This window comes from Vogesella margarita (assembly GCF_028548475.1).
In the GTDB taxonomy this organism is placed as follows: Bacteria; Pseudomonadota; Gammaproteobacteria; order Burkholderiales; family Chromobacteriaceae; genus Vogesella; species Vogesella margarita.
In genome coordinates this window covers 43,121-69,560 of the sequence record NZ_JAQQLE010000009.1, presented here as the reverse complement: position 1 = coordinate 69,560, position 26,440 = coordinate 43,121, and the positions used below count along the sequence as shown (strand labels likewise).

Here is a 26,440-nt window from a genome sequence, read left to right as displayed (position 1 = left end):
CGTCTCCTGTTCGGCCAAAGCAGCCATAGGCCATGTTTCATTGAATTGACAGCTGCTCGTGAGAAAGCTGCCTTATCTCATTGCCCCCAAGAGAGGACAGACTAGTTACCAGTTTGAGTTACCTGGGTTTGGGCTATCAGCATGTTGACTCAGGTAGTTGCGCAGATGTTCGACAAAATAGGCAACTTTGGCCGATAGATTGAGCCTTTCCGGGTAGACAGCATAGATATCGGCTGGTGGTGTGTCGTAATCTGCTAGAACCTGCATCAGTCGGCCACTTCTCAAGTACTTGGCTACATCCCATTCTGCTCGCATCAATATGCCGTGCCCTTCCAGCGCCCAGTTGAGGGCAACCTCCCCATCGTTCGTGCTTAACTTGCCATTCACTTTGATGGTCTCTGTCTGTTTTCCCCGGCTCAAACGCCAGTTGCCATAAGCGGATTCGTTTTGTCTCAACACGATGCATTGATGCTTTGTTAGATCGTGGGGGTAGCTTGGTAGGCCGTTTGCACGCAGATAGTTTGGAGAAGCAACCAGCAAGCGCCGGTTACCAGCAACCTTTTTGGCAATCAAGCGTGAGTCCGGGATGTCGCCAAAGCGAATTGACACGTCAATTGCCTCATCCGGCAGACTGACTGGCCGATCCGAAAGAAGCAACTGTACCTCGACATCCGAATACTGCTTCGTAAACGCAGAAATGGCTGGGCCAATGTAAGAGCGTCCGAAGCCCAGCGGCGCATTGACCCGTAACAGCCCCTTCGGGTCGGCTCGGCTACTAGATACTAATCGCTCCATCTCATCTATTTCACTGAGAATGCGTATCGCATTTTGGAAGTAGACCTCACCTTCGCTGGTTAGGCTAATCCTGCGGGTCGTCCTGTTCATCAGGCGCACGCCCAGTCGCTCCTCCATTTGAGCCAGGCGGCGGGATACTGCCGGTGGGGTCAGGTTCAATTCCCGTGCAGTGGCAATAAGACTGCCCTGCTTGACCAGGAGGCAGAAGAAGGCGAGTTCTGAGTTCATGTTGATTGGTAAGTTTTTTGCAATGATATTTTAACTTTACATCGATTCATCTTCTTTAGAAAAGCTCTATTCTCCATTTCAAGCCACACCTGATTGAGTGCCGCTCGATTCGAGACATCGGATTGACGACTGCAAATCAAGCCGCACAAGACGGTAGAGAGTTCGTTGCCATTCGCAACGAAGAGTTAACAAAGAAAGAGGAGACATTCCATGGAAATGGATATCGAAAAGCGGACCTTGCGCCGTATCACCTGGCGCATCGTGCCATTTATCATGCTTTTGTACTTCGTCGCTTACCTCGACCGGGTCAACATCGGCTTCGCCGCATTGACCATGAAAGAGGATCTTGGCTTCAGCGCCTCGGTCCTAGGTTTCGGCGCTGGCATTTTTTTCTGGGGCTACTTCATGTTTGAAGTCCCCTCCAATATCGTCCTACATAAATTCGGAGCCCGGGTTTGGATCGCACGAGTGATGGTGACATGGGGCATCATCTCGGGCTGTATGGCTTTCGTCGAAGGGGCGACCAGCTTCTACATCATGCGCTTCCTGCTTGGTGCGGCGGAGGCTGGCTTCTTCCCTGGCATTATCCTCTATCTCAGCTACTGGTTCCCGGCCCGGCATCGTGCCAGTGTCACTGCTCTCTTCATGGCGGCCGCGCCGATCTCGACCGCTCTTGGCTCTCCGATTTCTGCTGCATTGCTGGAGATGAACGGGGTCATGGGTATGCACGGCTGGCAGTGGATGTTCGTTCTCGAGGCGATTCCGGCGCTGATCCTTGGTGTGGTCGTATTCTTCTACATGACCGATAAGCCTGAACAGGCCAAGTGGTTGAAGGACGACGAGCGCGCCTGGCTGGTCAAGGCGATGGCCGAGGAAAATGCCAGCAAAGCTGGCAATGCCAAGCACGGAATTCTGAGTGGCTTGGCCAATCCCCGAGTACTGGCATTGGCCCTGATTTACTTCGGTACTTCGGCCGGTCTGTACACCCTCGGTATCTGGGCTCCTCAGATCATTAAGCAGTTGGGCGTGTCGTCGATGACTGTTGGCTTCCTGAATGCCATCCCTCCGGTCGTCTCGGTGATTGCCATGGTGTTGTGGTCGCGTCATTCCGACCGCACTGGCGAGCGTACTTGGCACGTCATTCTGGCTTGCTTGGCTGCTTCGATCGGTCTTGTGATCGCCGCTGGCGCAAATAGCGTCGTTGGTTTGATTGCCGCCCTGACCATCGTGAATGTTGGTATTAGCTGCGCCAAGCCACCGTTGTGGAGTATGCCGACAATGTTCCTGTCCGGTGCCGCTGCAGCAACAGGCATTGCCACCATCAACTCTATTGGCAATCTCGGCGGTTTTGCCGGTCCGGCAATGATCGGCTGGGTCAAGGACCAAACTGGCAGCTACGCCGGTGGCCTGTACTTCGTCGCCGGTTTGCTTGTGCTCTCTGCTGTTCTCACTCTAGTACTGGCACGTTCAACTAAGCCTGTGTTGGAAACGGCCAAGGCTGCGGCCCGTTGATCAGGCTACCCCCAACCCACCACCAAATGTATTAGTGAAGGAGTACCCAATGGACAAAGAATTTGCAGTCCAGTCCCTGACGGACGTAATGGCTAAGTTCACCGCCTACATCGGTAAGCGCTTGCCCAAAGACGTTAAGGCCAAACTAGCCGACCTGCGTACGATGGAAACCAACCCTTTGGCCAAGTCAATTTATGACTCAATGGCTGGCAATCAGGAAGCAGCGGACAAATTGAACCGCCCAAGCTGTCAGGACACCGGCGTTATTCAATACTTCGTCGAAGCCGGCGCAAACTTTCCGCTCCTCGGCGAGCTGGAGGAAATCCTAAAGGAAGCGACTGCTGAAGCCACCCGTATCGGACCATTGCGTCATAACGCAGTCGAAACCTTCGATGAAAAGAACACTGGTACTAATACTGGAACCAATATCCCATGGTTGGACTGGCGCATTGTTCCGGAGAAGGATAGTTGCACCATCGATGTGTACATGGCAGGTGGCGGTTGCACTTTGCCAGGGGCAGCCAAAGTGCTGATGCCGGGTCAAGGCTACGAGGGAGTTGCAGAGTTTGTCATGGACGTCATCACTGAACGTGGTGTCAATGCATGCCCACCACTTTTGGTTGGTGTCGGGGTCTCTACCTCGGTAGAGACCGCAGCTCGCCTATCCAAGTTAGCGATCATGCGTCCGGTCGATTCCAAGAGCTCCAACCCTCGTGCTGCCTTGATGGAAGAGCTATTGGAGCAGGGCCTCAATGAGGTTGGCATCGGGCCACAGGGCCTAACTGGTAATAACAGCGTGATGGGTGTGAATATCGAGTCATCTGCTCGTCACCCTTCCACTATCGGTGTAGCCGTAAATACCGGTTGCTGGGCACACCGTCGCGGCAAGATCCGTATTAATGCCGATATGTCTTACGAAATTCTTTCCCACGAAGGAGTGGTACTGTGAAAAAAATTCTGACTACACCCATCAAGGACGAAGATCTTGCAAGCCTTAATGTCGGTGACGTTGTTTATTTGACCGGGCGTCTAGTGACCTGCCGTGACGTGGCGCATCGCCGCCTGATCGAACAGGGGCGTGAATTGCCAGTCAATCTCGAAGGCGGTGCTATTTTTCACGCCGGCCCGATCGTTCGTAAAAAGGATGATGGTAACTTCGAAATGGTCTCTATTGGCCCAACGACCAGTATGCGTATGGAAAAGTTTGAGCGTGAATTTATCAAACAAACCGGCGTCAAACTAATTGTTGGTAAGGGGGGCATGGGGCCGGAAACGGCAGCAGGGTGCCAGGAGCACATTGCAGTTCACGCCATTTTTCCGGGCGGGTGTGCTGTACTTGCCGCGACTCAAGTTGAGGAAATTGAAGGCGCTGAATGGCAAGATCTTGGTATGCCAGAGACTCTCTGGATAAACCGTGTTAAGGAGTTTGGACCGCTTATTATTTCAATTGACACTAAAGGAAATAATCTGATCCAGCAGAATAAAACTTCGTTCAATGAAAAGAAAAAACCAATTCTTGATCGGATTTGCAAAGAGTTGAGTTTTATTAAGTAGTTGATATTTTTAGTACTGTAATGAATGTGCGGCGTGGAGGGTGATTTGCCCACGCGCCGCATTTTCATTGTTATTCGAAATGAGTGGTGTGTTATTGTGGTGCTAAAATTATTCCAATGTAAAGATTGAACTGCATAAACACCAATATCATGAAGCGGTGCTACTTCGAATGTGGCAGCAAGCAATTGAGCTGATTTTGCTTTCTCTGTTGCACATAGTTTATTTAAGAGCAAACCAGATAATTATTGCCATAACAATATTGAGAGATACTGGATGATCTTTAATTTAAATATGACCGTGGGTCAGCGTCTGAGCGCAGGATTTGCCACAGTGCTTAGCCTCTTCGTAACAATCACAGCCATGGGAATATGGTGTTTGCATGATGTAGCTCTTGCCACCCAAGAGATGATGCGTCGACCGATAGTCAAAGAACGTCTAGTAAGTGACTGGTATACAAATGTTAACGCTGGCGTTCGTCGAAGTACTGCGATAGCTGTTAGCAAGGATGAAAATCTTGCTCAGTTTTTCGCTGAAGATCAAAAAAAATCTACCCAACAGAATAATTATCTGCAAAAGCAGATAGAAGATTTGTTGTCTTCTCCTAGTGAGAAAGCTTTATTTGCAGAAATTGGGGACAAAAGGCAACGCTTTCTGCAGGCTAGAGATCGTATGACCAATGCGAAGAAGGAAGGGCAGAGCGATCTTGCAGAGCAACTATTTCAAGACCAGTTTCTTCCTGCTTCAAGGATCTATCTCGAGAAGATACAGGTATTTCTCAAAATGCAGAGAGATGAACTCGATCACCATGCTCGTTATGTCGATGAGACATATCGTGAGAGTCGAACTTGGATGCTGTCCCTTGGTTTTGGCGCTGTGTTACTAGGAGTTATTATTGCTTGGGTAATTGCCAGGAGCATCACACGCCCTCTGAAGAAGGCCATTGATGTTGCTAATCTGGTTGCTGCCGGAGACCTGAGAGTTAAGGTTAATACAAGTGCTTCCGATGAAACAGGTAACTTACTGCGGGCATTAGCCGACATGTCTGATTGTCTTGCCAAAGCAGTAAAGAGGGTGCGATGCCACGCAGAAGAGGCCGCTATTATGACCTCTCAGATTGCTAGTGCATCAAAACAAATTGCGCTACGTTCGCAAACACAAAGTACAGCTGCTGCATCAACTGCTGTTGCTGTGGAGAAAATATCTACTGGAATTATATCTATTAGCCAAAACGCTAACGAATTACAGAAGTTGACACAAGTAGGACTTGTTCAGGTTCAGGAAGGTAATCAGGCTATGAACTTGATAGTTGACGAAGTTAGAAATACCGAGCAGGCAGTTGAGGATATTTCCACTTCAGTTCATGAATTTGTAGCAAGTGTACGCTCCATTACAGATATGACTGAGCAGGTTAAATCAATAGCCGAACAAACAAACTTGTTGGCACTAAATGCTGCTATTGAAGCAGCACGGGCCGGTGAGGCTGGTCGTGGTTTTGCTGTAGTTGCCGATGAAGTAAGAAAACTAGCGGAGGAATCTGCTAAGTCAGCAGGTCACATTGATGAAGTAACCGCCACCCTCAATCGTCAATCAATAAAAGTAGAAAGCTTTCTGGATAGTGGGCAGAAATCACTCAATGCTAGTCGAAAATATTTAGAATCAATGATCCTCGTACTTTCTGCATCTGGTGCCTCCGTTGAAAAAACTAGTAGTGGGGCCATGCTAATGGCATATTCAGTACAGGGGCAGGCGGCGGCTAGTAAAGACATTGCATTAAATGTTGAAAAAATAGCCAAGATGGCTAGCGAAAACCACCTTGCAATTAGATCAAGTGATGATTTAGTAGAAAAGGTAAAGGTTATATCTAGCGGTCTTCATGAATCTGTGGCAATTTTTAAAATTTAAAATTAATCAACGTTGGTTTTGTTGTGTTTTTTATCAAAACTGGTCACATATTTTGTGAAGACTGTCATTTTAGTTTTGTAAGAATAATTATAAACAAAATTATATACTTGGAGGTTTTGAAGTGAAGCTGATAAATTTTATTTCTCTTGCTGAAAGAAGGAAAAGCTATGGGCTTGTTACCGAGAAAGGCATTGTCGACATAGGCTGTCGCCTCGCTTATCAGTATGCTGATCTCAAGGCTGTCCTTGCAGCTGAGGCGGTGTCATCCCTGCAGGTGTTCTGTGATTATCCCGCAGACTACCAATCTAACGAAGTTTGTTTCCTTCCTGTCATTGATAATCCAAACAAGATTTTTGGTGTGGGAATGAATTACCAAGAAAAACGCCAGGAGTTTGATGCTTCAAGCCCCGCGCCAACTTTGTTTGTCCGATTTCCTGATTCACAAACAGGTCATGGCGATTTCGTACTTAAGCCAGAAGAATCAAATGAACTGGATTACGAAGGTGAGCTGGCAATTGTCATTGGCAAAGCCGGTAGAAACATTAATCAGAAAGAGGCGATGTCCTATGTGGCCGGGTACAGCTGCTATATGGATGGCAGTGTACGAGACTGGCAGCATAGCTGGTTTACTGCGGGCAAGAACTGGCCCAAAACTGGCGCGTTTGGCCCCTGGTTGGTAACGAGCGATGAACTGCCTGACCCTCATGATTTGGCAATCGAAACGTACCTGAATGGCTGCAAGGTTCAGGATGCCAGGACCAGCGGCATGATCCATAAAATACCAGCGCTGATTGAATACATCAGCACCTTCAGTGCGTTGTCCGCCGGTGACGTCATCCTGACCGGCTCGCCCGGTGGTGTCGGTAAGAAGCGCACCCCACCGCTGTTCTTGCAAGACGGGGACACCGTCGAGGTGTATGTTGAAGGAATCGGAACGCTTCGAAATGCTGTCAGAAGCGCGGAGACTTACGCCAATCGATAAGACCAGCCCCAATCGCTGCTCTGCAGCGTTTACCTGGAGACAATGATGAAATCTCACAGAATTGCCGTCATCCCTGGCGATGGCATTGGGAAAGAAGTGATACCAGAAGGGCTGCGCGTGCTCGATGCTGTGGCCAGCAAATTCGGCATCGCGTTCCAATGGGACGAGTTCGACTGGAGCTGCGACTACTATCTCAAACACGGCGTGATGATGCCCGAGGATTGGAAGGTGCAGATAGGCACGCATGACGCCATCTACTTCGGTGCCGTCGGCTGGCCGGCTCTGGTGCATGATCACATCTCGCTGTGGGGGTTGTTGGTAAAGTTCCGGCGTGAATTCGACCAGTATGTGAGCCTGCGCCCGGTGCGACTGATGCCGGGTATCCCGTCACCGTTGGCCAACCGCCAGGTCGGCGACATCGACTTCTACGTGGTGCGCGAAAACACCGAAGGCGAGTATTCCAGTCTGGGTGGCAAGATGTTCACCGGCACCGAGCGTGAGTTCGTGGTGCAGGAGAGCGTGTTTACACGGCAGGGTACCGACCGCATCATGAAGTTCGCTTTTGAGCTGGCGCAGCAACGGCCGAAGAAGCATGTGACCTCCGCCACCAAGTCGAACGGCATCTCGATTTCAATGCCGTACTGGGACGAGCGGTTTACCGCAATGGCAGCCAACTATCCGGACATCCGCACAGATAAATACCACATCGACATCCTGACAGCCCACTTTGTGCAGCACCCCGACTGGTTTGATGTGGTGGTGGCGTCCAACCTGTTCGGTGACATTCTGTCCGATCTTGGTCCAGCTTGCACTGGCACGATCGGTATCGCTCCATCCGCGAACCTGAATCCGGAGCGGCGCTTCCCGTCGCTGTTCGAGCCGGTCCACGGCTCCGCACCGGATATTGCCGGCAAGGGCATCGCCAATCCAGTCGGCCAGATCTGGGCCGGTTCGATGATGCTTGAGCATCTGGGCTATCCGGAGGCTGCTGCTGTGGTGATGAGCGCGATCGAAACGGTATTGGCAGAAGGGCCACGCACGCCGGACATGGGTGGCAATGCGACCACTGTCGATGTGGGCAAGGCTGTGGTGTCAGTAATTAGTTCGGTTAGCCTATGAGTGAAGAGAGTCACAATTAGACAGTTCTTGGTCTGATAGGCTTTCCTGAGTCGCTTCGGGTCTACTAGATACTTAAATGGCTGCTTCATGTTGTGAAAGCAGTCATTTTTTATTCATGGCATGAATGACTGCTCTGGCCGAACTACGGTAATTCAGTGGACACATTCCGGATGACTGCTTCGGGTCGATTGCTGAAGCCCACTTTCTCGTCTCAGTATGTCTGCTCTATGTTGGCCAGCGGGCACCAGCGCCCTGGTCAGGTACGACCGGCACGGCGGTCAACGACCACCAGCGCCCGCAGACGACCCGTTGGGGTGAGCTCATCGGAGTTCGCTAATTTTGCTTGCTGAAACGGGTTTTCGGCCGAAGCGATTATTTTGCCAATTGAATGGGAACGACTCCTGTTTGCCCATTACAGTCATTCGAGCTTATTTGGCCAGAGTGTACTTTCGTAGCGAAGATCTGTATTCAAGACCACTGCCCAAACAACTCACCAGCAATTTGTATGAAGAGTCGCCGGAAAAATGGCCAGATAAGTTCGCGTGACCGTAACAGAGCGAATTTAAAGCGCGCAATATGACGATTATTCAACGAAGAATGTTAGGTACTCCATTAGTTTGTCTGCTCTGATCGATGAGTGCTCGAGGAGCTGCTGGCATTGTCCTTCTAGCTCGATGTCAGTGAGCTGAGACTCGCAGAGCTCCGTCAACAGTACGCGCGCATCGGCAACTAACGCTGTCAGGCGATCCAGAGTCAATGCATAGCTTTCATGGGCCGCAGCTGCGGGAGTCGCCTTGTTCGTCGGATGAATGACCACGCGTAGACTGGTATACCCGTCGTAGTTCTTGTCGAACCACTGCTGTGCGACGAGTAGTTGGCCGTGCTCCTCCTTAGTCAATGGGTTCTTATCCAGCTTGCGGCTCTTGGCCTCCAATATCAGCGCAACCTTGGTTGGTAGCAGCCAAAGTACATCCGGCCCTTCACCGCCATCGTCATGGCGCTCAGTCGACAGGCCAATCAGTTCCCCAAGGTCTGCCAAAGCTTGTTCGAACTGATTAGCAGAGGCATTGGCATTGAGCTTCGATGCTACCTGTTCGAAGCGTTGTAGCAGACCGCGTCTCATGCGGTATCCTCGCAGCTGGTGCGCGATAGCGGCACTTTGCATATTAGGCATCTGCAGTGCACGATAGGGAGGCATGACGCGTGGGCGCAAGAGGTTACGATTCGTGCTAAATGCAGAGCGCTGTAATTCGTCGCTGCGCTCGTTCTGGCCCCAGTTGTGTGCGATGCGACCAGCCAATTGGAACAACCAACCACGTGTCTGATTGTCAGGTGCATCCTTGGCATGCGCCACTTCATCTAATCTTGCGATCGCTTTGTCGTAATAGCCATCAGTCCAGTTGTTAAAAGCCTTACGCTCGGCCGCAGCCACGTCAAAGCGCTTTGGATCGACTGTCTCCTGCTTCACGTTCTCTGCAAGGGTGTCTGCATGGTACTCCACCCAGCCGGTATCTCGGCTAATGCTCATTGTGATCGTGCTGGCCAGATCGTTGACGTCCTTCACCTCCTTGCTGACTGTCGAGCCCATGTCTAACTGAGCGCGGGTTGCACTGGTGAGCAGCCTGAAGTTAGCGTCCTTGGCGACCCAGCTGGCCAAATCCGAACCTGAAAGCAACACGACGCAGTGATCACCCGCACCGCGTGCGCCGCGGCCAATGCCCTGCTCAATCCGCTGCGCCAGCATGCGGCTGATGGTCGCACCACCGTACAGGGTGGCTGCACGCAGCAGCTCATAGTCAGACGCTCCAGCCGGAAGACCTTCCATGACGAGAAGCCTGCAGGAATCTCCGGGTAGGTCAATGCCGTCATAACGGTTTGCAAAAACGACCGGGCCACTGGTCGAGCGTGCTTGAAGTTCTTGGACTTTAGCCTCGACTTTGTCCGAGCCTTCTGCGAACTCCGCGGCGTCCTCCCATGCTTGGGCAGCGAAGTTTGAGGGCACGAGTACGACCGCGCCAAGGTTGTTGCCCGCGATCTGCTTGAGCAAGGCCTTCGTGACATCGGTCGCGTTGAAGTCGAACTTCATCAGGTTCGGGATCAGGATCATGCGCTCACTGATGCCGGCCAGCGATCGCGATGTCAGGGCTTCGTTGACGTGCCTAGGGTCGGCATCGAATGTGCGTACGATCTCACTGTCGTCTGCGATCGTTGCCGACATATAGATGCGGCGAGGTGCATCCGAAAAGGTCGGGAAACTGTTGACCAACGGAAGCACCGAAGTCACTGTGAATGTTTTACTGCTGATGAGCGCATGGCACAGGTGCAGGTTGTCGCGCAGCAAAGGCCAAGCGTATGAGCTGCCTTCTCCGGCGCCACGCAGCAGCTCTCGAGCTGCATCGATCTGCTCGTGCCATGCCCAATATGGCACCTCGACTACAACATTGCTGTTCCCAGAGACAATGTCGTCGAAGGTGCCCAAACGGTCTATGTCATTGAACGCGGCTCGGAACAGCGTGCAGAGTGCGGCATACTTATCTTCATCGCTCTTCGATGAGACTTCCATTGTGAACGACTCACGAACAACCGAGAAGGCCACGTGAGCGTCATCAAGGATTACAGCACCAACCTTGACAGGCATCCGACTTCCTCGAACACCGAACTTGCTGAAGCCGTTGAATAGTGCCTTGTAAGACGCCACCATAATGGCTTTGCCATTCACGAAATCATCCGCCAGGGGTTGCCCTGGCACATAGGGCACTGCGGTGATTCCCAGTGACCGTGCTTTTTCCAGCGTCTGATTGACTAACTGTGTTGTTGGTGCGAGATAGAGCACTGGTTCGTTAAGATCATTCAGCGTCGACTGTGCCATTAGCAGGCCAACCAGTGTCTTGCCTCCACCGGTATGCAACTTAACTACAGTGTCCCGCTCATTTCTCCGTTTGAACCATGCTTCCAGCACCTCAGCCTGACTTGTGTACAGGTCATTGATGCCCTGAGGCTTGGGCATACGCCGAAATATCTCCAGCGGGTCTACAGGTGCAGCCCGCTGAGATTGCGACCTGAGTTTGTTGAAATCGACCACCCTTGTTATCTCCTTGATATACGATCAATTATTTCTCTCTTACCTTCAGAGAAACCGATCTTTCCGTACTTACAGATAGTGCAATCTAATCTGAATTCAGCGACCCATGCTAGCACAACAGCATGAGTGACCGCTCTGGCCAATAATCTGCTTGGTGTACGTTGTTGATGGCAAAACCTCTGCCAACGCGGCTGGTAATGCCTTTGTGCTAACATGACAAGTATCGTCCAGTTACGGATATAGAGAAGCTCCAACTAACTGCCGGCAAGGTTAAGTCTGTAATGAGTGCCAAGAAAACCGAGGTCGGCTCTGTTACATAGTTCAGGGGCAAAGCACCGCAGTAATCCCACAGTAGATCAGCTTCAACATGACGAAGTCGTTGAGTGGCTGTTCTAAACCAACGAGAAGCCATCATTTATGCAAATCCAAGAAGCTGTCTTGCATCGGATTAAGAAGGCCAAAGGAAGTAGTGGCGCTGGGGCGGCTACGGTAGAGGTGCGTACCGATCTTCTCGCCATTGACGAACGGCTTGAGCGTACTGCTGCAGACATATTACGCATCTATGGCAAGGCAACGAATGGCTATGGTACGTTTGATGCAGATGAAGTGGTTTACCCCTTCCCGGTATTGCTGCGTAATCACGTTCTCAATGGCCATGACCACATCCCCTTCAGTCAAAATACAACTAGGCTTATTGCTGCCAAGATGGGAGAAGAGCCTTTTGCGACTGGTGGGTATGCTCTCTTTCTGCGCTATACGAGCCAAGAGAAGGACTGGCTTCTGGTGGCAATGCTTAAGCTCAAACCAGGCACTGGGATTGATGAGCAAACGCTAGAACTAAGCGATACCTTGAGCTTTGATATTGATCACCTGCATGAAGCCGCTCGGGTCGACCTCGCCAAGTGGCAGGCGAACACACAGCCTTACCTATCCTTTGTCAAGAAGCGTCAAGGCGGCGAGGATGTTTCCCGCTACTTCCGTGCAGCGTTAGGGTGTACCGAGTACACGGACTCTAAGCATAATACGACCCAGCTGATGGCCGCTGTAGATGACTTTTGCGAGGCTCAGGGCTGGACGCCAGAACAGCGCTACGCGGCACGAAACCGTACTTATGAGTATTGCGAAGAGAAGGATCGGGTGGGTGAGCCAGTCAACCTGACTGCACTTTCTGCTCACATTTTTGACCAACAGCCAGCCGTTTTTGCCGAGTACGTCCGCGAGCAGGGCTATGAGGTAAGTGAGACCTTCAAGCCACACAAAACTACCTATAGCCGATTCAAGCGAATCAACGGTAAGGTCGGTAGCATCAAGGTCAGTTTCGATGTTGCCGACCTGTTGGCAGATCGGGTCGATTACGATGAGGATCATAACTTCCTGATCATCAGAGACATCCCGCAGGACTTGGTTGATCTAATTCACAAACATAAACCCAGAGATAACAATGCCCCTGCCGACTGATCCGCTCGAACTCGCAATCTTGCTGCATAAAAAGCTGCAGCATATTGCGATGCATGGGCGTCAAGTCGCAGGAAAGGTACCGGCAGAGCTAGCCTTTGAAGAAGTAGAATCTGCACTCGATACCGCAGGATTGTTGGTAGCGCCGAACACGCGTCAAAACAGCGTGGAGTTCAGTCTGCCAGCGGATTTTTTTAGATCGCTAGAGGAACTGATCGAAGCTCCAAGTAGGCGAATCCTGCCACCTTCCCGTTTCTATTTGGCTGATGACGATTGTCTATGTGAAGGTGATGCACCTGCGCTCGCTCAATCTGTACAGCACTATCTAGCAGCAGCAAAGTTGTATTCGCTTCTTGGTCAAGCTGCCGACCATCAGGGGGGCGTTGGTAGTGCCAAATCTCTAATTTTTCTTCACAAAGAAAAGATTGAACTTGCCCCAGAGTACACGATAAGCGACTTGCGCGAGCTTCCAGGTATAGTTGGCTTTCAATCTGACTTTATCGAGTCGACAACGCACAAAGAACAAAAGAAAACCATCGTCAAGACAGTATTACTCGAGATGTTTGCCGGCAGGGGCCGAGTTCCCTTCGCTGAACTGTTGGTACAATTCCGTGACTTCATGGAGAAAGTGCATGCCAGTTACCAGCTCTATGTTTCTGAATTTTCGTTCCAGAAAGTCAAAGAGCTGATCGAGAAAGAGAAGTTGGATGCCACCATCAAGCTGAATAAGGTCTTTTCTGACATCCAGAACCAGTTGCTTGCCGTGCCAGCTGCCCTGATTCTAGCTGGCGGTCAGATGGAAAACAGTCATGACTGGACTGGCAAAAATGTCTTGATCTGGCTTGGGGTTTTGGTCTTTGCAATCTTAATGACTTTATTGGTAAGAAACCAACGCCATACCCTGCATGCAGTCAAGCAGGAAATTGACCAGCAGTGGGAGCAGATTAGAGGAAAATACCATTCAGTCGCTGAGCGCTTTCAAGAATCGTACAAGCAGCTTGACCTGCGATATAACCACCAAGAAATGCTGATCAAGGTTGTGAGCATGTTAGTCACACTTGCACTTGCAGTAACAACTTACATGCTCTTACACTTCTCGGTGCCTGAGCCTTTGATGATTGAATCACTACAATGGGGCTTGGGGGTTTCTTCTTCACTTCTTGCTTGGGATATTCTAATCTGGGTTATAAAAAGGTACTTTCCTGAAAAATTTACGCGGTAATTTCAGCTTTTCAAGGCCCAGAATCAAGCGCGTCTTAGACCTGGAAATACTTAAAGCGTCTTAAATTTCCCCTCAAAACATGATTGCAGACCATGGTGGCAAGCTCACTATTGGTGAGTACATGCCCACTATAACAGTGCTGATCTGAATCAAATGGGATGGCCTCCTCCCGATGTGTTTTTTCTGCGTCGAGATGGCAAGTTGGAGCATCCTATTTGATAACGTGCAACGAAGGGCGATTTGGAGCGGTGAGACCGTACAGCCGGACGACTTCCTTGAGATGCAGATGCAAGATGGCGGCCAATTCTTCGAGGCTATAGCCCATATTCTTGGTCATGTTCTCAAGTAGGGCGGGCATTACGCTCGGCCGCTCCTTGGGGAAGTCCAGGCTCTCAGGCTCTCGTGTCCGGAAACCTTTGAACGACATCTGCCGCCACATGTATTCGTACTTGGACTGATCTATTCGGTTGAGCGTACGAGCGCGGTAGATCAGTGCTGCCATGGAGACACGCCAGTATGGCTTCATGTAGGCCGCTTTCTCAATTGTCAGTCCGCGCAGTTCCGCACCGATATCGCTTTCAGGCATCAGCAATGCCGACGCAAACTGGTTGGCTTCGTCTTCCATGTGGAGCGTGGGATAGGGGTGCATGACGAGGTGCCCGATCTCGTGGGCAAGGGTAAAGCGCATGCGGTCCGCTGGTTGATCTCGGTTGAGGAAGATCATCGGGGGCAATCCCGGGACTTGATAGCTGACGCCATCCAACTTGGCATCACCCATCTCGCAGTGCACGACGATGCACCCCGCCCGCTCTGCATACTCCGTCAGATCCGGGATCGGGCCACTGGGGGCATACCAGGCACGGCGAACGTTGGCAGCGATTTGCGCGATCTCGCCTTCGTAATCATCAGGATCGTAATGCGGCAGCTGGAGCTCGGGTCTGAGATCCACGCTCTCCAGCAAAGTGCGAAGGTGGCTGATGCGCACATTCAGCTCTGCGATCAGTTGATCTAGGACTTTTTGCCCTGTCGATGCTTTCTTCCGGTACATCGGGTGGGCGCTTATCGGGGCGCCATAGACGCGCTCCGACTGACAGAAAAAAGAAACTGGACAGTTTAGCGACTGTGCCAGTTTCTCGATGCCTTCCTCGGTGACCGGGCGGAGACCTTGTTCCCATTTGGACAAAGTCCCCTGCGATATGCCGGCCCGCTCAGCCAGTTCTGTTTGGCTGATGCCATTCATGCGGCGCCGAAGCGCCAAAAGATCAGGACGAAACTCGTCGATCCTGCTGTTGCTGTGTTCCTTCATTTTCGTGCTCTTCTCTACGCGGCTGCAGCACTCGATCTGCGACCGATCGCTCTTCCTGCACAGGCTGTGGAGGGGCGAAAGGTAGCACATTCTGCTTGTTCTCATCGTCATTGAGAAGGTCAAGCGTCCAGACGATACGATCGTGATCACGCTGGACGAGGGCGACCCGCTCGACTTCTGCTTCTACCTTATCTAGGACATACACCAGGTCAAGCATGACCACGCCGTTGTACAGATCCTCTTCGGGGTCATTGAATGCCTGTGACAGTGCGGTGCGTACGTTGCTGGAAAGAAGCTGCTCATTACCCTTCTTCATACGTACAAAGATGCGCTCGCCAATGAGAAGCCCATCCCAGGTATTGCGAACCTTCACGACTTGGATGCCCGTCCTCCCTTCGAAGAGGCGTTTGGCGTGCGTGACCATTTGGTTCCATACGTTGTTGGCGCGCACACGCTTATGTTGCATGTGGGCTGCAATGGAGCTTGTTAGCCAATCAGTCCAAGCCAACAGAATGACTTCAGTGAACTCCGACAGATAGGGCGACAACAGTTCGGCTTCATCGGCAGTGATACGCGGCATCAACAGGTCCCTTAATGGTGTTTTGGTACCTCAATGATAGCTGCAACTACAAAATAGGTTACAAATTATTCCTGATTATATTCCATTGACGCTAAAATGTACATAAACCTGCCTGAATATGGCATATTCATGTTATATGAAAAAGAGTATTTGTGGCTGACATGCAACTCCATACTTTCGTGAAACAGGTACACCACACGCTCGAGGCGGGCAAAGGCGAGCGCATCACCCGAGACGAGATGGCGGCGCGCCTTGGTATCAGTCGACGCACTTACACCGAGTACTTGCGAGGTGTAAATAAACCACTGGGGATGCGGGCGTTGCTGGATCTGCTCTGTCAGCTGGAAGAGCAGGATCAGGTGGCATTACTACGGCGCTGGCGAGAGGGGAGGTTGAAACAGCTGCGTGGGGCGGCCACAGGGGACGTTCAGGCGTAGTCTCGGCGACAGAAAGTGGGAAGCTGGGTCCACAGGCTGCAACTGCTGGCGGATAAACCGCTTCCCGTATCCAGCCCCGTGAAGAGGCGCTTCTCTGTTCTGACTGGTTTCGTCAAAGGACGAACACGGTGCCAATACCAGACTAGCCAGGCTGCAGCTTGCTCTCGGGTGCGAGGAACCTCGTAGAAACTGACGATCGGGATCGTTAGCCCTAGGCGGTAAATCCCTGCCAATGTAAGGGAGGCAAGCGCAGATGGCCTCAGCTGAAGTCCATAGCGTCCAACCAGCATGAATTTGGTGCGCAGCAGCTTGAGGCGTTCGGCTGAGTCGAGGGTTCCGGCGATTTGATGATCCACCGCGACCACTGCGGTTTCCAGCGTTTCGTGGGGCAGCTTTCGTCTGGGGTGCAAACGCAGCCAGATCTTGGATAGGTCTTTGCCGGCGAGCTGCCTGGCCGCTGGCAGACTGTATTTCCCTTTTTTCCTCAGCACTACGTGCATGATCGTTTCGGCCTCCAGGTCGGCCGTCTTGGCCTGCTGCTGGTTCAGCGGGTGGAGTACCTGATCGCACCAGTAGGGAAACGGGCTGCGCCACTTCGTCAGTTCCGAGTAGCGGAAACCATTTTGCTCGACTTCGGCCAAGAATCTCTGAGGCCAGAGATCAAGCCAATGCCCAAGCAGCAGCATCCCCTCTCGTCGCTCGTCCAGCGGACGTCGCTCAAATATTGGCGCCCGACCTGACAGGGTGGGGTCACTGCGCCTCATGGCGCGGAGACCACCAGAGAGCAGAGCACGTAAACCGTCAAAGAAGAGGACAGAGTGAAGGCTCGGGTTGCCCCCCCAGTCGATGAAGCCTTGTCCCAGTGCGTTTTCTAGCAGGATCTGAAAGTCGACAAGTTCGCGTTTGGCTGAGATCAGAGTCTGCTTCGTCAGTGGGTGTTGGCAGATGGGGCAAGTGATGCGCGTGGTAGAGGTGGGGATGAACTCACGTCCGATCATATCGTTTCTGTGAGGCGAAACTGCGGCGCCACAAGCGGGGCAGGTATCTTGCAACAAGCAACAGTGCTTCACACAAACCGTCGCCCAGGCGAGACGCCAGAGGCGTCGATAATACGGTCCTTGCTCTTCGGACAGGCAGGCTGGGCAATACATTAAGCCGGGCCGGCGTCGGCGTCGATGGAGGAGGCTAAGCGGAACAATCCAGGCCGCGTGCCCATTGGCTGGAATTGAGCCGGACAGCAGACCCGCGAGTGCCGGTAAAGTGGTTTGTTCAACCTGAAGAAGTGGTGTGCCGGTGGCATGGCTAAGTCCTGTCAGTACCCGCACCGGGGCAAGACGGTCGATGTCCCGGTTCCAGATCGTACTCCGGCTACCAAATAGCATCGAGCACAGAGTCTCTGTCTTAAGCTGATGGGCATGAGCGAGGCGGATGAGCCAAGAACTGAGTAGCTCGTCAGGCAAGGGCTTAAGGTGGAGGGGCCAAAGCCCCTCCGACAACCCCGCTAGGAGGTCAGAGCGGCTCGTCCCCTTGATCGGATTTACGGGTGACATAAGGGCAATTGTCGATCACGTCTGAGGTGATACGTTCCTCACCGGTCTTGATAGCATGTTGTGCCGCACTGCGAATGATATTCGACAACTCACCAATTACTCCCTCGCTCATGCCGAACAGTTTGCGAGCAAGGTCAACCTTTTGCAGGCTTGAGGCCTCCTTCAGTGGCAGGGTGTACTCGAAGCTGGCCAGCAGTCGCCTGAAGTTGTCTCCTTCCTGCCAGCGTGGTAGCCGGCGCAAGGGAAAGCGACTCTCGATCTGTGCATCACTTTTTACCGCTTGAATCGCATCCTGGGTCCCCGCTGCCACGATCGAGATCTGCAGCTCGTTGCTCAGGTATTTGAGCATGTTCAGGAAGAAACGTTGCTTAGTGACGCTGCCTGCCAACAGGGCATTCAACTCGTCGAGCAGCAGCACTCGGGTACCGATCTGACGCATAACCTCCATCAGTTGCAGCAGCTTGCGATCGGGCGTCTCATTCACCTTTACGACAATCCCCAGCATCAGCAGCATCTTGTTGAGGAAAAGGTGCTCACTTGGTCCCGGTGGTGCTTGAATATAGATCACCGGGGCATAGATTGTTTCCTGGTCGAGTTGTTCATCCGCCGGATGACGCTTCATGAACTCACTCAGGATCTCGGTCTTGCCGTTGTTGGAGCGTCCGACCAACAGTAGATTGGGCATCCGATTAGTACGCGGGTGCTCCAGCAAGTCTTCCATCTCTGCCAGCAACTCACTTGCCCGCGGATAGTTAATGAACAAAGGATGATTGATATGGGCGATGCGCTCCTGATCGGAAGCCGACAATAGGGCTGTGGCGCGTGGTGACAGCTTGCGTGAGGGCTGGGTCATGACAATTAGACTTCCCGGATGTCGTCAAAGGGGAGAAAGTCATCAGTATCTGACGACGTGGAGGGAGTCGGTGCTGATGCTGACTTCGGTGCCGGCGTGACCGGCGCCGCAGCGGTCTCCTTGCGTTGTTTTTTCCAGCCCTTTTGGCGTTGCTGCAGCCGCCGCGCCGCCTTGGTTTTTTGCGACTCGCTCGAAACCAGCGCGCGCATCCGATCAACCGTCCGGAAAATCAGCTCCTCATTGGTCGAGGACATGGATTCCTCTCGGAGCTGTTTCTTTGCCAGCCGCAATTCCCACAAGCTGATCGAAGGCCGGGTCAGGTTACGGTAGGGCAGCTCGATATAGACCTTGCTCTCTGGATCAAAAAACCAGAGGCGGCTCAGGTCGCGTGGGTCGTAGCGACATACGAATAAGCGCTTCATCTTCTGGCTGTCTGGCGCCTTGGCATGGATGAAACGTCGCAAGGCATCTGACCAGTACTCCACGCACTCGAAAGCCACGCCATATTCCTGCACGGTACGCTCGACGAAAGGCAGGAAATCCAGGCGCAGTTTGTCCTCGTCAGGGACTCGAGCAGGAATGCCACGTCCCAGTACGGTTGAGCCATTGCCAAAGATGCCCAATTCCCATTGCACCGTTGGCGGACGTCCTTCATTACCGGAGTGGGGGCGTTGATGAAACACGCCCAGCAAGAACAGGGTGAACCAAAACTCGAGGGCGTCCAGGGTCATGACGGCATTGCCCTCAGAATCGTAGTCGCGCCGTTTCTTGGGGTTAGAGAAGGTCGTTCCTGGGATCTCGTTGTGCACCTCGCTCATGTAGGTGCGGAAGGCCCGCTCAATATGCCCACCGTATTGAGGGCGGCCCTTGGGGCGTCGCTGCGGGATGATGCCGTACTCTGTGGCAGCTCGGCCCAGCATCGTGCCTCGGAACTCCTTGGCGTTATCGGTATGAATCGTCCGCATCACCCCCCAGCATGGCCACTCCAAGTCATCGATGCCCAACTGCTGCAGGTAGGTCTCTTTGCTCAGGATGGCGCGAGAGATGCACAGGCCGGTCGAGAGCGCACCCGGTGGGTCCAGGGAGATGTAAAAACCGACCACCATCTTGCTGTAGACATCGATTGCGAGCGTCAAATAAGGGCGGCCGATCGGCAGGCGGTGGACCTCGTCGACCACGATAACGTCCATCGGCGTGTGGTCGATTTGCACGACGGCCAGCGGGAAGTCGGCCCCTGGGAAGTTGCCCAGAATTGGCTGGTACCGTTCATTGGCGGCTTTGTAACCCTCGCGTTTACGCATCCGCAAGCTGTCATCGATCGCCAGGATACGACTGCGCACCGTGTTCGGATCTGGGGGTGGCAGGTTTTCCTTCTTGCAGCGACTCTGTACTTCCCGTGCTGTGCTGGCCGCAGTACGGCACTGATTAGTGAGGTAAAGGGTCTCGATACAGGTCTGAATGATAGCTTCGACCCGAGGGTCGAGATGCTTGTCGCCTTTGTCCTTGCGGATCTTACGTAACAGGCATGAGACCAGTCCTGTGCTCTCGTAATCGATCAACCAGCGGTAAACCGTGGCTTGATGCTTACCCAGCTGGTCTGCCAAGGCTTTTACTTCATCCCGCGTGCGCTTGTGGCGTCCCTTCTCGACCAGCGGCTGAAGTGCTGTAGCAATTCTGCAGGCGCGCTCCCATTCATCGCGTGGGATGGTGAGCAAATCGCCGTGAGAGTGATTGGCTTGGGTGGGGGTGAGGTCGGGGGTCAACATGACCGCCGCCTTGGCTCTACGCCGCCCTTGGTCGTCCTCCACCAGAACCATTGAAACATTGAGCAGGTCAACGATGACGTAACGCTGACGCTCACTGTCATAGACTACGGCTCCGGGTAGCAAACGGAGTAAAGGAAGTGTTGCCATCAGTTAGTCCTCGTCACCGGCATCGTCGGCCTGAAGTATTGGAGTGAGCCAGACGCGGGTCTCCATTGATAGAGGAAGGCTCAGATCGCACAGGATGGTTTGCTTGGCAATCAGGCACCATAACGTCCACTGACCTTCGCCGCGGCCGTAACGGTTGCTTGGGAGGTAGCAGGCCTCTAGCAGTCCTGCGATGCTGGTCTCCTCCATATCATCCAGCATGCGAATCAGCCGGTCGCGATGGCCGTGATGGTCCGCGGCAAACCGGTAAGACCACAGGAACTGAATGTTCTGCAGCAGACCATCGCGGACGCGCTTCTCGGTAAAGATCTTGAATTCCCAGCCGCGCTCACGTGCATAGGCGCGAGCCGCTCTGAACTTGGGCTTCAGCTCTGGCCAATTGCGCCGGAGGTCATCGAGATATTTCACTTCGCAGAGCAAGGGGCGGCGGACCGGTAAGCCGGTAATCGCATCAGGGATGAAGCTGATCAGCAGGTCTGGCGTATAGCTGCGCTGTTTGCCATCGGTGTCGAGGAAGGGAATTTTGACGGGTTGCACTTGGAACCAGTCGAGCTGGCGATTCCAGGCTGCTTTCATGATCAGGTCGCGCTCAAGAGAGGATTCAAACTCTTTGCCGAGAACTTCCCCGGTCAGGCTGATGGTATTGATCGGGATGCGCCGAACCGCGTCAGGAGTGCCCACATTGAGAAGCCATGCTTGAGAGGTTCTCATCTTAAAATTTGCCTCGTAGAATGACAAAGAGTATTTTTTTGGTATTTTTTGTTGGAATGGTGTTCATGCTGGTTGCCGTGGTCGGCATCTGGTAGCTGCTCAATGTCGGGCTCCAGGAAGCGATACACAGTTTTTTCCGGCGATGAGCTGACCAATGGTCTCGATGTCCTGCTCGACAGCCTGCCGGCATAGCCCAAGGTGATAGAAGGCTGACCAAGTGCCACGAGCGAGCACTTTGAGTTCAGGTGAGTACAGGAGAAAGGTCAGTCGACTGTCTTGGTTGAAGACGCCCATTATCGACCAGTAGTAGTTGAGCTGATTTTGCGAAAGTGCACCTTGAACTCGCGCGTCAATGGCTTCAGCAATTTCAACCGTTGAACTGAAAGAGATGTAGGGAGATCTATGCCGAGTCGGGTGTCCTTGGCATGATGCGAGTGTTTGGACGCTAGGGATTTGGGCGAATTGCTCTACTAGTGGAGCGATACCTGGGTCGATGTCAGCGTATGATGATGGGCGTTGGGAAAGGAAATAGAGCCTGCGAACCATATCAAATGGTTGGGCAAGGGGGCGAAGGAAACGGGTCAGTCGCATTTAGCACTCCTGTTTCCGTCGATATTCGCAAATATCGAACGGATTAACAGGCGGCTCCGATCCGCGTCCCGGCGAGATCAGCCTTGCCCATCGCGGCGTGCTGTTTCTGGACGAACTACCGGAATACGATCGCAAAGTATTGGAGGTGTTGCGGGAACCGCTGGAGAGCGGCGAGATCCATATCTCCAGAGCCGCGCGACAGGTCAGCTACCCCGCGCGTTTCCAGTTGCTGGCGGCGATGAATCCCTGTCCCTGCGGCTATCTGGGCCATCCGCGCAAGCCTTGTCGCTGTACGCCCGAGCAGGTCAGCCGATATCGCGCTAAAATATCGGGTCCGCTGCTGGATCGCTTTGACCTGATGGTGGAAGTCGGCAGTTTGTCTCTCGACGAGCTGCAGGCCTTGCCCGACGGTGAGGACAGTCGCGTGGTGCGCGAGCGGGTAGAGGTGGCGCGCGAGCGCCAGCTGCAACGGCAAGGCAAGGTCAATGCCGAGTTGAATGCGGCGGAGCTGGCCGAGGTCTGCCCCTTGTCCGCGGCGGACAGTGCATTACTGAACCAGATGCTGGACAAGCTGGACTTGTCGGCGCGTGCCTATTTCCGGGTGCTGCGCATTGCGCGTACGCTGGCAGACCTTGGCGGGCACGCCCGTCCGGAGCGGGCGCATCTGTTGCAGGCAGTACAATTCAGGCGAGGGTTGGCCAGCTTTGGCAGTCGTTGAATCCCCGTGTTGTTGGCAATACCCTCCATTTAGTGAGTTTCATGAGTAATCGAGATTTGAAGCAGGTACGCAGCGCCCCCCGCAAACCCTCTGGCAGCAGCAAGGGCGGTGGCGGCATGATGGCCGGCGTACTGGTCGGCCTGATCGTCGGCGTCGGTGTGGCGATAGGCGTGGCGTTTTACATGAACAAGGCCAGCGTGCCGTACAGCAATCTGGAACGGTTGCAGGCTGCGCGCGGAACCGCATCGGAACCGGTTGCCGAGGTGCTGGCACCGGGGGCGAAACTGGATACAGCCCAACCGGCGCCGGTGGTGACGGCACCGAAAGCGGCGGCATCGCAAAGTGCCGCCGTCGCGCCAAAGGACGACGAGCAGCGCTTTGACTTTTACAAGATCCTGCCGGGGCAACTGGAAGCGGTGCCGGTCGATCCGGCGCAGGGAACCGATGCCCGTGCCGAGCGTCCGACAGCGACACCGGCCAAGATCTATTTGCAGGCTGGCGCGTTCAATAACGAAAGCGATGCCGACAATATGAAGGCCAAGCTGGCGTTGATGGGGGTGGAGGCCAACATTCTGTCCAGCAACGTGCCGGGAAAGGGCCTGATTCACCGGGTGCGGATCGGCCCGTTCGAACGGGCTGCCGATGTCGACGCCTTGCGTCAGCGCCTGCGGCAGGATGGTATTGATGTGGTGGTGGTGAAGTTGTCAGCCAAACAATAATCGAGTGGATTTCATGATGAAAAAATGGGTTTTAGCCGCTTTGTTCCTGTCGTCGTCACTGGCGCATGCTGCACTGGTCGAGGGGCGTGACTACACCGTGCTGGCCAAGCCGCAGCCTACCGTTGCCGCCGGCAAGGTGGAAGTGATCGAGTTCTTCTCTTACGCCTGCATTCATTGCTACAACCTGGATCCGGCGCTGGAAGCCTGGCGCAAGAAGCTGCCGGCCAATGTAGAGTTCCGTCGCGAGCAGATCGTCTGGAACAAGCCGATGGAAGGGCTGGCCCGCCTGTATGCCACCTTCAATGCGACCAAGACATTGGAAAAGCTTCATCAGCCTGCGTTTGAAGCGGTGATGAAGAAGAATATCAACCTGGCAGAGGAAGACAAGCTGCGTCAGTGGCTGCCAAGCCAGGGCGTCAATACCGCCAGCTTCATGCAGACCTACAAGTCGTTTGGCGTGAACGCGCAGGTGGCCCGTGCCAGCAAGATGACTCGCGATTACGCGGTACAGGGTACGCCGGCGATCGTGGTGGGCGGCAAGTACATGGCACAGCCGGCAGAGCCGGCACGCCTGCTGCAGGTGGTCAACGAGCTGGTGGCCAAGGTGGCGAGCGGCAAATAAGCAAGGCATGATGCTGACTCAAGGGTCGTCTGTGGACGACCCTTTTATTATTGAAGTGAAAGATCGGGGGCGTGGTGGACTGGCTGTTTTTGGCGAAAGCATTGTTGTTGGGGGTGGTGGAGGGCTTGACCGAGTTCCTGCCGGTATCCAGTACCGGCCACCTGATCGTGATCGGCGATCTGATCGGCTTCTTTAACGAGGGCAAGGTGTTCGAAGTGGCGATCCAGCTGGGGGCGATCCTGGCGGTGCTGTTCGAATACCGGCAGCGTTTTGTCAGCGTCGCCACCGGCTTGCGTTCCGACCCCAAGGCGCAACGTTTCGCGCTGAACCTGCTGGTGGCGTTCCTGCCGGCGGCGGTGATGGGGCTGCTGTTCATCAAGCAGATCAAGTACTACTTCTTCAACCCGGTCAGCGTCGCCACGGCCTTGATCGTTGGCGGCTTGCTGATCCTGTACGCCGAGCGCCGCACCCACACCACACGGGTGCACCAGGTGGATGACATCGGTTGGCGTGACGCGCTGAAGGTCGGTTGTGCCCAGGTGCTGGCGATGATTCCGGGCACCTCGCGCTCCGGCGCCACCATCATCGGCGGGATGTTCTTCGGGCTGGATCGCAAGGTTGCCGCCGAGTTTTCCTTCTTCCTGGCGGTGCCGACCATGTTTGCCGCAACCTTCTACGACCTGTACAAGCACCGTGACGTGCTGTCGCTGTCTGAATTGCCGATGTTCGCGGTCGGCTTTGTGGCCGCCTTTATCAGTGCCTTGCTGGCGGTGCGCACCCTGGTGCGCTTCATCGCCACGCATACCTACGAGGTGTTTGCCTGGTACCGTATCGTGTTCGGTGTGGTCATCCTCGCGACCTGGTACTGGGGTTGGGTAAGTTGGAGTGTTTAATGCTTGACGGTAGTGGTCGGGCAGGGTATCATGTTTTTCTCAGTCGCGGGATGGAGCAGTCTGGTAGCTCGTCGGGCTCATAACCCGAAGGTCGTAGGTTCAAATCCTGCTCCCGCAACCAAGGATTTTAAAAGCCGTCAATAAGTCAGATTGACGGCTTTTTGTCGTGCACGATTTTTGTGCGCACGGCCGGACATTCTGGTGCACGCATGAAAAAAGCCACCCGACGGGTGGCTTTTTGCCTGCAAGGTTGGCCGCAACTCAGATGCGACGGGCCAGCTCTTCCGCCTTGCCGACGTAGCCGGCCGGGGTTAGCTCCAGCAGGCGGACTTTTTCCGCTTCCGGAATTTCCAGACCCTTGATGAAGGCGGACAGGGTTTCACGGGTGATACCGTCCTTGCCGCGGGTCAGCTCTTTCAGCTGCTCGTACGGGTTAGGCACGCCGTAGCGGCGCATTACGGTCTGGATCGGCTCGGCCAGCAGCTCCCAGGTGGCGTCCAGATCGGAAGCCAGCATCGCCGGGTTGATCTCCAGCTTGTTGAGACCCTTCATCAGTGCCTTGAAGCCCAGCAGGGTGTAGCCGAAGCCGACGCCCATATTGCGCAGCACGGTGGAGTCGGTCAGGTCACGCTGCCAGCGCGACAGCGGCAGCTTCTCGGCCAGGTGGCCCAGCACGGCGTTGGCCAGGCCCAGGTTGCCTTCCGAGTTTTCGAAGTCGATCGGGTTGACCTTGTGCGGCATGGTCGAGCTGCCGACTTCGTCCTTCTTCACCTTCTGCTTGAAGTAGCCCAGCGAGATGTAGCCCCAGATGTCGCGATCCAGGTCGATCAGGATGGTGTTGATGCGTGACAGTTGCTGGTACAGCTCGGCCATGTAGTCGTGCGGCTCGATCTGGATGGTGTACGGGTTGAAGGTCAGACCCAGGCCGGTCACGAAGCGGCCGGCCAGGCTTTCCCAGTCCACGTCCGGGTAGGCGACGATGTGGGCGTTGTAGTTGCCGACGGCGCCGTTGATCTTGCCCAGCAGTTCCTGCTTCACCAGCTGTTCGCGCTGGCGCTTGAGGCGGTACACCACGTTGGCCAGTTCCTTGCCCATGGTGGACGGGGTGGCTGGCTGGCCGTGGGTGCGGCTCATCATCGGGATGGCGGCCTGGTCGTGCGCCAGCTGCGACAGCTTGGCGATTACTTCGTCCACGGCCGGCAGCATCACGGTGTTGCGGGCCGTCTTCAGCATCAGCGCGTGCGACAGGTTGTTGATGTCTTCCGAGGTGCAGGCGAAGTGGATGAATTCGCTGGCGGCCATCACTTCCGGGTTGCCGGACAGGCGCTCTTTCAGCCAGTACTCGATCGCTTTCACGTCGTGGTTGGTGCGGGCTTCGATCGCCTTCACTTCTTCGCCGTGCTGGATCGAGAAGTTGTCGATCACGTCGTCGATTTCACGGATGGTGGCGGCGGAAAACGGCTTTACCTCCTCGATGCCCGGTTCGGCTGCCAGCATTTTCAGCCATTCCAGTTCGACCTTGATGCGCGCTTTCATCAGGCCAAATTCGGAGAAAATGGCGCGCAGTGGCTCGGCCTGGCCGGAGTAGCGGCCGTCGAGCGGGGAGAGGGCGGTCAGCGTTGTCAGATTCATCACTCAGTGCTTCCAGGTTGCTGGCCAGCGGGGCTGGCCGGTTGCT

The 26,440-nt window shown here is 54.0% G+C and carries 22 protein-coding genes, 1 tRNA gene and 2 pseudogenes; 14 read left to right on the top strand and 11 right to left on the bottom strand.

Going from position 1 to position 26,440, the window contains the following annotated elements:
• Positions 1-105 precede the first annotated feature (105 nt).
• Entirely contained in the window at positions 106-1,023 is a 918-nt protein-coding gene (locus tag PQU96_RS10820) for a LysR family transcriptional regulator (RefSeq protein WP_229800409.1), read from the bottom strand.
• Positions 1,024-1,233: 210 nt separating this feature from the next.
• Here PQU96_RS10820 and PQU96_RS10815 point away from each other — a divergent pair, with 210 nt between their 5' ends.
• From PQU96_RS10815 to PQU96_RS10790, 6 genes are all read left to right on the top strand, one after another.
• Positions 1,234-2,535, top strand: coding sequence for an MFS transporter (locus tag PQU96_RS10815; RefSeq protein WP_272772335.1), 1,302 nt, complete (start codon positions 1,234-1,236; stop codon positions 2,533-2,535).
• Positions 2,536-2,584: 49 nt separating this feature from the next.
• Positions 2,585-3,484, top strand: coding sequence for a L(+)-tartrate dehydratase subunit alpha (gene ttdA, locus PQU96_RS10810; protein ID WP_189375366.1), 900 nt, complete (start codon positions 2,585-2,587; stop codon positions 3,482-3,484).
• On the top strand, positions 3,481-4,089 hold the full coding sequence (gene ttdB, locus PQU96_RS10805) for a L(+)-tartrate dehydratase subunit beta (protein WP_272772334.1): 609 nt from the start codon (positions 3,481-3,483) through the stop codon (positions 4,087-4,089). The genes ttdA and ttdB overlap by 4 nt, the downstream gene beginning before the upstream one ends.
• Positions 4,090-4,362: 273 nt before the next feature.
• Complete coding sequence (locus tag PQU96_RS10800) at positions 4,363-5,991, top strand: methyl-accepting chemotaxis protein (RefSeq protein ID WP_272772332.1); 1,629 nt, start codon at positions 4,363-4,365, stop codon at positions 5,989-5,991.
• A gap of 121 nt (positions 5,992-6,112) precedes the next feature.
• Positions 6,113-6,973, top strand: a complete 861-nt coding sequence (locus PQU96_RS10795) for a fumarylacetoacetate hydrolase family protein (RefSeq protein ID WP_189375371.1) — start codon at positions 6,113-6,115, stop codon at positions 6,971-6,973.
• A gap of 42 nt (positions 6,974-7,015) precedes the next feature.
• Positions 7,016-8,092, top strand: coding sequence for a tartrate dehydrogenase (locus PQU96_RS10790; protein WP_189375372.1), 1,077 nt, complete (start codon positions 7,016-7,018; stop codon positions 8,090-8,092).
• A 583-nt stretch (positions 8,093-8,675) separates the two neighbouring features.
• Here PQU96_RS10790 and PQU96_RS10785 read toward each other — a convergent pair.
• On the bottom strand, positions 8,676-11,174 hold the full coding sequence (locus tag PQU96_RS10785) for a DEAD/DEAH box helicase (RefSeq protein ID WP_272772330.1): 2,499 nt from the start codon (positions 11,172-11,174) through the stop codon (positions 8,676-8,678).
• A 417-nt stretch (positions 11,175-11,591) separates the two neighbouring features.
• On the opposite strand from PQU96_RS10785, the gene PQU96_RS10780 reads away from it, so the two are divergent.
• Both PQU96_RS10780 and PQU96_RS10775 read left to right on the top strand, forming a co-directional pair.
• Positions 11,592-12,632: a nucleoid-associated protein gene (locus tag PQU96_RS10780; RefSeq protein ID WP_272772328.1), complete on the top strand. Its 1,041-nt coding sequence runs from the start codon at positions 11,592-11,594 to the stop codon at positions 12,630-12,632.
• On the top strand, positions 12,616-13,851 hold the full coding sequence (locus tag PQU96_RS10775) for a hypothetical protein (RefSeq protein WP_272772327.1): 1,236 nt from the start codon (positions 12,616-12,618) through the stop codon (positions 13,849-13,851). The genes PQU96_RS10780 and PQU96_RS10775 overlap by 17 nt, the downstream gene beginning before the upstream one ends.
• A 211-nt stretch (positions 13,852-14,062) precedes the next feature.
• Here the strand turns inward: PQU96_RS10775 and PQU96_RS10770 are convergent, their stop codons facing one another.
• Both PQU96_RS10770 and PQU96_RS10765 read right to left on the bottom strand, forming a co-directional pair.
• Complete coding sequence (locus PQU96_RS10770; RefSeq protein WP_272772326.1) at positions 14,063-15,157, bottom strand: helix-turn-helix domain-containing protein; 1,095 nt, start codon at positions 15,155-15,157, stop codon at positions 14,063-14,065.
• Positions 15,114-15,737 carry a hypothetical protein gene (locus tag PQU96_RS10765; protein ID WP_272772325.1) on the bottom strand — a complete coding sequence of 208 codons (624 nt, stop codon included), beginning with the start codon at positions 15,735-15,737 and terminating at the stop codon, positions 15,114-15,116. The genes PQU96_RS10770 and PQU96_RS10765 overlap by 44 nt, the downstream gene beginning before the upstream one ends.
• Positions 15,738-15,889: 152 nt before the next feature.
• Here PQU96_RS10765 and PQU96_RS10760 point away from each other — a divergent pair, with 152 nt between their 5' ends.
• Positions 15,890-16,174, top strand: coding sequence for a helix-turn-helix domain-containing protein (locus PQU96_RS10760; protein WP_272772324.1), 285 nt, complete (start codon positions 15,890-15,892; stop codon positions 16,172-16,174).
• On the opposite strand, the gene PQU96_RS10755 is transcribed toward PQU96_RS10760, so the two are convergent.
• The 6 genes and pseudogenes from PQU96_RS10755 to PQU96_RS10735 form a co-directional block, all read right to left on the bottom strand.
• Complete coding sequence (locus tag PQU96_RS10755) at positions 16,165-17,172, bottom strand: hypothetical protein (protein WP_272772323.1); 1,008 nt, start codon at positions 17,170-17,172, stop codon at positions 16,165-16,167. The two genes, PQU96_RS10760 and PQU96_RS10755, sit on opposite strands and share 10 nt — an antisense overlap.
• Before the next feature lie 63 nt (positions 17,173-17,235).
• Positions 17,236-17,724 (bottom strand): annotated as a pseudogene (locus PQU96_RS15965) (TniQ family protein); the annotation flags it as partial.
• Positions 17,684-18,577: a TniB family NTP-binding protein gene (locus tag PQU96_RS10750; RefSeq protein WP_272772322.1), complete on the bottom strand. Its 894-nt coding sequence runs from the start codon at positions 18,575-18,577 to the stop codon at positions 17,684-17,686. The gene PQU96_RS10750 and the pseudogene PQU96_RS15965, both read right to left, overlap by 41 nt.
• Before the next feature lie 5 nt (positions 18,578-18,582).
• Complete coding sequence (locus tag PQU96_RS10745; RefSeq protein ID WP_272772321.1) at positions 18,583-20,490, bottom strand: TnsB C-terminal domain-containing protein; 1,908 nt, start codon at positions 20,488-20,490, stop codon at positions 18,583-18,585.
• A gap of 3 nt (positions 20,491-20,493) precedes the next feature.
• Positions 20,494-21,219, bottom strand: a complete 726-nt coding sequence (locus tag PQU96_RS10740) for a TnsA endonuclease N-terminal domain-containing protein (protein WP_272772319.1) — start codon at positions 21,217-21,219, stop codon at positions 20,494-20,496.
• Positions 21,220-21,318: 99 nt separating this feature from the next.
• Positions 21,319-21,810, bottom strand: a complete 492-nt coding sequence (locus PQU96_RS10735) for a hypothetical protein (RefSeq protein WP_272772318.1) — start codon at positions 21,808-21,810, stop codon at positions 21,319-21,321.
• A 49-nt stretch (positions 21,811-21,859) separates the two neighbouring features.
• Here PQU96_RS10735 and PQU96_RS10730 point away from each other — a divergent pair.
• The 5 genes and pseudogenes from PQU96_RS10730 to PQU96_RS10710 form a co-directional block, all read left to right on the top strand.
• A pseudogene (locus tag PQU96_RS10730) lies at positions 21,860-22,528 on the top strand (ATP-binding protein); the annotation flags it as partial.
• Positions 22,525-23,247 (top strand): SPOR domain-containing protein, encoded by a 723-nt coding sequence (locus PQU96_RS10725; RefSeq protein WP_272772317.1) that lies wholly within the window; start codon positions 22,525-22,527, stop codon positions 23,245-23,247. The pseudogene PQU96_RS10730 and the gene PQU96_RS10725, both read left to right, overlap by 4 nt.
• Positions 23,248-23,260: 13 nt before the next feature.
• Complete coding sequence (locus tag PQU96_RS10720; RefSeq protein ID WP_272772316.1) at positions 23,261-23,869, top strand: thiol:disulfide interchange protein DsbA/DsbL; 609 nt, start codon at positions 23,261-23,263, stop codon at positions 23,867-23,869.
• Positions 23,870-23,943: 74 nt separating this feature from the next.
• The gene (locus PQU96_RS10715) at positions 23,944-24,762 is read left to right on the top strand and encodes an undecaprenyl-diphosphate phosphatase (protein ID WP_272772315.1); all 819 of its coding nucleotides are present in this window, start codon (positions 23,944-23,946) and stop codon (positions 24,760-24,762) included.
• A gap of 44 nt (positions 24,763-24,806) precedes the next feature.
• Positions 24,807-24,883: transfer RNA gene (locus PQU96_RS10710), tRNA-Met, on the top strand.
• Positions 24,884-25,023: 140 nt separating this feature from the next.
• Here PQU96_RS10710 and purB read toward each other — a convergent pair.
• Positions 25,024-26,394 carry an adenylosuccinate lyase gene (gene purB / locus PQU96_RS10705; protein WP_272772427.1) on the bottom strand — a complete coding sequence of 457 codons (1,371 nt, stop codon included), beginning with the start codon at positions 26,392-26,394 and terminating at the stop codon, positions 25,024-25,026.
• Positions 26,395-26,440 lie beyond the last annotated feature (46 nt).